This window comes from Bacillus sp. AP50, from assembly GCF_040492675.1.
Taxonomy (GTDB): domain Bacteria; phylum Bacillota; class Bacilli; order Bacillales; family Bacillaceae_G; genus Bacillus_A; species Bacillus_A cereus.
In genome coordinates this window covers 1-6,226 of sequence record NZ_JBEUTW010000287.1, presented here as the reverse complement: position 1 = coordinate 6,226, position 6,226 = coordinate 1, and the positions used below count along the sequence as shown (strand labels likewise).

Here is a 6,226-nt window from a genome sequence, read left to right as displayed (position 1 = left end):
TCATATGGTTGTACGTGTGCAGGTTCTCCATAATATTATGGTCAGCGAAATCCGCTAGAGTGTACACCTGTCCTTGATATGCGTACTGTTTCTGCATATCCCAACGGTTACGGCGATGCAGGTTATGTGCTTTACCACGGTCAAGCGATGTGTTGTAAAGCTTGTCAGTAAGCGCAGTAGCTTCCTTATTACTCATACCACGGTTGGTTAACATCGCCTCTAATGATTCACGGGTAGTACCCTGTAAACGCCCATGCAGACCAGAATGGATTTCTTTCTGGGTACGCAGGAACTCATGGCCTAATGATTCAACGGTACGATTTCCCTTAATTAAATCAGGGAAACGTCTTGCTAAATCAGAGCCGAACCAGCGAGCAATCTCATCCAATGGAATACCACGGCGAGTACCAGCAATAACAGCGTTGTAATCCCAACGTAATGGGCTGTACACTTGACGAGCTTGTAATTCATCAGCACCACGAACACCAGTACGCTTCATTGCTTGCATATGCTCTCAACGTACTCTCTTACTACTCGTTTGATACCATCATTAGGAGCAACACGATTCAATGCAGCATCAAGGTTGAACTTATTACCTGCTGCAATCGCATCATCCTCTAAGGCTTGCACACGCATCAGCGTAGTACTGAAGTCACGTTGAGCAGCACGTTCTGCACGGTTCTGAGCAGCACGTTGCAATGGATTAAATTGGGATAGACGACTACCACCGCCGTAGTACTCACGCACTACATCACCTAAGGTTTCATCCAGAATATGCAGAGAGGTTTCACCACGGCGTTTATGCGTCACAGCACGAGCGATAACAGTATCATAATTATCATGCACAGGGTCAGCTAACAGACGCTCACCAATGAGCTCACGTGTTTGTGTATCAGGAACGAAATCGCTGTACACTTTTAGTTCATCACGAGAACTCAGAGAATCACGTACGTCTTTATATAACGCCTTAGCACGAGCCCATGCACCCTCTGTGTTTGTGTTCTCGAACTCACGTACAGGCACATGCGCTACACCATCGTCTGTATGAACCTCTAGCGTATCTGTGTGCTTCACAGCACCACCAGCAGGGTCAGTACGCGGGGAGGTCATACCAGAGCTACCTTGTACCTCCTGCGCTGATACACGAATTGTAGTATCCTCACGAGGAGTTCTGGCTTGCTGTTGGGCTTGAATCCGCATGTACGAACTTGCAGTCTCACGAAATTCTTTCGGGGATTGCAGACGGGATTTCTGAATATCTTCAGTCGTTGCACCTAAGGATTCCAGAATATCCTCACGCTGGGCTCCTGTGGCCTTTTTAAGCGTGTTCTGACTGTACTGAATACCCTTGGTAGCCTCAGGGCTTAAACCGCCTCCTGAGGGCTGTACGGGGGCTTCCTGCACGGGTACAGAATTTATGCTGTTGTCAATTTTCTCAGAAAAAGAAGTGCTGCCCTTAGTGATAGTACCAGAGGTAATCTCTTCACCTGACTTCAGGCTCTTGATTTTAGACGCTCTTGCACCTACACCAAACGCAGCACCAGCCCCAACAAAGAACATGTCTAAAAGCTTTTGGTTCTCGGAGCGCATGTCATAGCCTTGAGTGCTAGCAGTAGTTATACCCGCAGCACCAACGCCTACACTAAATGCAGCAGCACGAGATACTTGATACGCCTTAGGAACAGCAGCACCGCCGACACCCATCAACGCAGTTACATCAATTGTTTCACCTATAAACGAAGTTACAGGGTTATCAGCCTGAGCCTGACGGCGTAAGCGTTCAGAGAACACTCGTTGCAGTCTGTGATTCATTTGCTCGGAGCTACGAGCCTCCATAAGGAATGAACGTTCCTCAGGACTAATATCAGGTAATTCTTTCTGAACACGTTCGCCTAAATCATCTAGTACATTGTATCCTTGTTGGCGTTCAAAGCCACGGGATTGCTCCTCCCATGCGTCAATAACCTGACGAGCCATAGGGAACATACTAGCCCCAAGCGATTCCATACGTGTAGCACGGATACGCTCAGGGTCTGATTCAAACAACGGAGTGTACGCACCTACAGTACCAGACTTAGTGTCAGTAATGAGTGCTTGAGCATCTTGTTTGTACGTACTGGCGGCTTTCTGTACCTTAGCACTAGCCTGTACATTCGGCATCGGTGCACTAGGGATAGCTACACCGAGACGTTCCTGTCCAGATTGTACAGGGTTGAAAGCGCCTTGTGCACTTTCGGGTACGGTTAAATCCGCCATAGTTCCTCCTAACGAGAGAGTTCACGAGAGATGGACTGAATGTTCATTTTACGGTCATCAGCCTCAGCTTTAATTTCAGCAGCACGGGTATTGGATACACCGCGTTTCAACTCTGCTTGGAGTTTATCCAATGCAGCACTTTCATTATCAATCTCTTGACGGAGAATATCTTTTCGAGATAACTTCCCTGAAGAGCGAGTACTAGAGGTACTTTGAGCACTTGGTGCACTCTGAGCTAATGGTGAGTTCCGTACAGGAGCCTTACCACGTTGAATATCCAACACAGGTGCAGGGGTAGCTTGGCGCCTAGTACGCTTAGCTTCACGTTGAACATACGCCTTAGCCTCAGCAGCACGTTTATCCAAGTCAGCCAAACGGCGTTTAGCATCACTATCATTCACTACGTTAGCAGCACCAGAGAACGCACTTGTTGTACCGCCATAGGACGGCGTACGAAGAGCAGTAAGGTACTTAGCGTACTCTTCACTGAACTCAGATTCAGGTACATACACAGTACGGCGATGTGAGCCATCACGTTCTAACAACTCCAAACGCACACCACCAGCATTGTGTGAGCCATCAATGAACACACGCTCTGGGTCGCCCTCCCCGTACTTACGTTGTAAACGAGTAAGCACAGCACCAACCTCAGTATTAGACTTCGTACCGCCAATACTACGCAGGCGTTCACTCAGTTTCGTACTAATACTATAGGTACTGTACTCAGTCTCGCCTACATTACCACGAGAGCGTAACACAGTCATAGCATCTTCTTTAGTCCCTACGTTCACACCACTTAAGGCGAGGGTAGGAGCTTCAGAGCTCAATATATTCTTGGCATACGCCATAGCACGAGAGCCGACAGCTTCTTCAGCAGGACTACGCCAACCTACGAGCATATGACCAGCACGGAAAGGAGACTTGAATTGACTAGCATCCATACTCTTAGACACCTGTACAATGTTATCTTGACGTACTGAGCCAGATGTGTCATCCCATTGCTTTTTACGACCGATAAGGTCACGCAACTGGATGTTTGGATTCTGGCGGAGTACATTACTGATAAAGGCAGCATCCTTAGTACCTAATGTACCTAGAAGTGCTTCTTGGAATGCAGGGTTGTTTGCACTAAGTGCGTACATACTCTTGAATGAATTGAATGCCTCAGAAGCCGTCACGTTGTTACTGGCTTGGTCAAAGGATTCAGGAGACGAGTACGAGAACGCCATACTAATCTCAGAAGCCAGTAGCTTACCGCCACGCTCCCACAAATCAGGACTGGTATTCTGATATGCAAGGTTCAACATCTGTGTACCAGCTTGGGCACGATTACCACCGAAAGCCTGTAAGGCATTCTGCTCTTGTGCATTAATCCATTGAGTACCCTGACCAGAGGCAAGGGCTTGAGTGTACGTAACACCTACTAATGCAAGAGGGTCACTTGAAATCTTCTGCTGTTGTGCAGCACTCAAATCCATCAATGAAGAAACACGGTCAATAATCTGACGAGCATTAGCGGTACTAATTGTACCTGCTTCTGCCTCAGCAAGAGCTTGGTTAACGAGCGCCTGCGCATCAGGAACTGTGAACTCAGTACCGCTACGGATACGGAACTCAATGTCCTGCAAAGCAATCTGAGACTTCACGCCGTTCTCATTACGAACATCGTCACGCATCTTACTTACTTGAATCTGCACATCTGCCATATCCTCAGGCGAAATAATATCCTGAAGCTCATTCACAGGGAGATTAGCTAAGAACTGATACGCTTGAACATCCGCAGGGTTTTGTGCATCAAAGCCAGCACCGATTGTACCGAGTAAGGTACTCATACGCTTGGATACATCGGCACGTGCGTTCTTGTAGTTACCTTGTTGGTACTCCAGAGCAAGGTTCTGATTGAACATATCACGAATAGCATTCAGAGCACCTGATGTATTACCAGCGCTTGCTGCTGCTACTAAAGCATTACGTGTACCAACCGCAGTATTAGCGATGTTGTTACCGTACTGCATTTCGTTGTACTGTTTATTAGATGTAGCCTCAGCTTTCATCATAATATCCAGATTGTTTAAAGCAGATTCACGGAGAATATCCTTGTACTCATCCGTGAGTGCATCATCATTGGTTAACTGCGTATTGATGTCTTGGAGGGTCTGCATGTGAATACGCTTGAGGTCTTCCTCAGACGCACCAGCGAACTTAGCATCCTTATAGGATTGTGCATGCTCCGCTAATCGTACCTGTTGGTACTGCAAACCTTGTTCATACGCCACACCAATACGATAACCGTATCGCTCCCCAGCAGGGAGCTCTGATTGAATCTGGTCAGCCTGAGCATCTAAGCGTCCACGCATAATACTGGACTTCAGATTATCCTCAAGCTTCTTGTTCATAGCATTAGCTAATGTTGGGAGGTTCTTCTGAAAGAACGTGTTAGTTTCCCCGAAGTAATCCACGTTTACACCATCGTGAACTCCGCGTACTGCGGGGTTGAATGATACAGAACCTGTGCGGAGTTCAGGTAGTTTAATAACAGTATCCATAGTTTCCTTATACGCCTAAGCGTGTACTAAAGCGTAGGCCTGTACCTACGTTAGACCCAGGAGCGGCTATACCGTACTGAGTGCTACCAATAGAACCCAGACCTAAGCCTGAGTTCGTACTCTGTGTAGCAGGGGTTGCTGCTGTCTTACGAGATTTAAAATCTTCAAATCCAGTACTAAGCGCTGTGAACATACCGCCCATATCGAGACTAGGGATTTGTACAGCAGTTGTGCTTGCACCCTGTGTCTGATTGATAGCGTTGTTTATAATTGCTCGACCTTGGTCACGGTTATCCGCAGCCTCAGTCAGGTAGTTCTGCATAGTACGGGCACTCGCAGCTTCTGCTTGTTGACTGTAATTCTGTTGGACTTGCTGGTATGAAGCACCCGCCATACCCACAGCCGCTAATTGAGCAGCCGTGGTACTCTGGACGGATTTCTTCTGGCCTTGAATATCATATAAAGCACCAGCAGTCTGTTGCTGGATTACAGTCAGTTGTCGTGCATTATCGGCCAATGCACTAGCCATTTCTCGGAATACAATATTGTTACGTTGTTGAACAAGCTGGTACTCTTTCTTAGCCTGCTTGTTCGCCATGTTCAGGCTGTACATATCCGCGACTAGACCGATAGCAGCGCCTATTGCGCCGCCATACGATGCAGCTTTAGAGGATGATACAACACCTGATTTATGCAACGAACCGCCGATACTGTGACCTGCACTGAATCCAGAGATTGCGCTGTTAAACATTCCAACGTCTCCGTTTCTCAGATAGTTTAAATGTGTATCCTAACTGAAGCACATTCATATCGTATGTGCTACTGGTACTGAATACACAGGAGGTTGTACGAGCAAGAGTTCGACATGGGATTACAGTTGTGCTACGCGTATTGATTCGTGACTTCCCTAACTCGGTAGTACTCCAAGTCAAAGCAGTACTGTCAATATCCAACACATCCGTAATATCATCCTTAATCTTCACATTAAAGCTACCTGTATTGTTAACCATGATGGTATAACGAAGTAGTGTGGCTTTGTCTGTGAGAGTGATGTCCTTTTGGTCTCGCATAATAGGAGCACTAGGCTCCCAGCTTGATGTAAAAGGTAACCCAATGAAGAAGTCTTTGAGCTTAGAAAACGACCTAACTAAGGTAAAGCTCTTGTCTTTGACTTCATACCCAACCTCATCCAAGTGCATATCCGTATCAGGGAGATTTACACTTAGCATGAACTCTGCATTCTGTAAGTACTCAGGAATACTGTAAGTACCCTTCTCATTAAGTACCGTGCTACCGTTAACCCATAAGTCTAAGTACGGCGTATCATCTACACCGCGTGTTGTACGAACGGAACATAACACATAGCCTTGAGGGGTCTTCAGAATGCTGAACATAACATCGGAGATAAACCACGCGTACACTAC

5 protein-coding genes are annotated in these 6,226 nt (G+C 46.8%); all 5 read right to left on the bottom strand.

All coding sequences use genetic code 11. The annotated features are described in order from the left end of the window. Positions 1-499: hypothetical protein (locus ABWK52_RS20010; protein WP_353772095.1), on the bottom strand; the 499-nt coding region annotated here is incomplete at its 3' end. Continuing rightward, entirely contained in the window at positions 496-2,256 is a 1,761-nt protein-coding gene (locus ABWK52_RS20005; RefSeq protein ID WP_353772094.1) for a hypothetical protein, read from the bottom strand. The genes ABWK52_RS20005 and ABWK52_RS20010, both read right to left, overlap by 4 nt. Positions 2,257-2,264: 8 nt before the next feature. Next, positions 2,265-4,802 (bottom strand): hypothetical protein, encoded by a 2,538-nt coding sequence (locus ABWK52_RS20000; protein ID WP_353772093.1) that lies wholly within the window; start codon positions 4,800-4,802, stop codon positions 2,265-2,267. Positions 4,803-4,809: 7 nt separating this feature from the next. Then, a complete protein-coding gene (locus tag ABWK52_RS29815) occupies positions 4,810-5,400 on the bottom strand; it encodes a virion core protein, T7 gp14 family (RefSeq protein WP_438825466.1) in 591 nt (196 codons plus the stop codon). Positions 5,401-5,545: 145 nt separating this feature from the next. Then, on the bottom strand, positions 5,546-6,226 hold a 681-nt coding region (locus ABWK52_RS19985), incomplete at its 5' end, for a hypothetical protein (protein ID WP_353772090.1).

Bases quoted from the DNA above. Each gene is read 5' to 3' on its own strand.
- ABWK52_RS20005 (WP_353772094.1), bottom strand. From the start codon at position 2,256: ATGGCGGATTTAACCGTACCCGAAAGTGCACAAGGCGCTTTCAACCCT.
- ABWK52_RS29815 (WP_438825466.1), bottom strand. From the start codon at position 5,400: ATGGCGAACAAGCAGGCTAAGAAAGAGTACCAGCTTGTTCAACAACGT.
- ABWK52_RS20000 (WP_353772093.1), bottom strand. From the start codon at position 4,802: ATGGATACTGTTATTAAACTACCTGAACTCCGCACAGGTTCTGTATCA.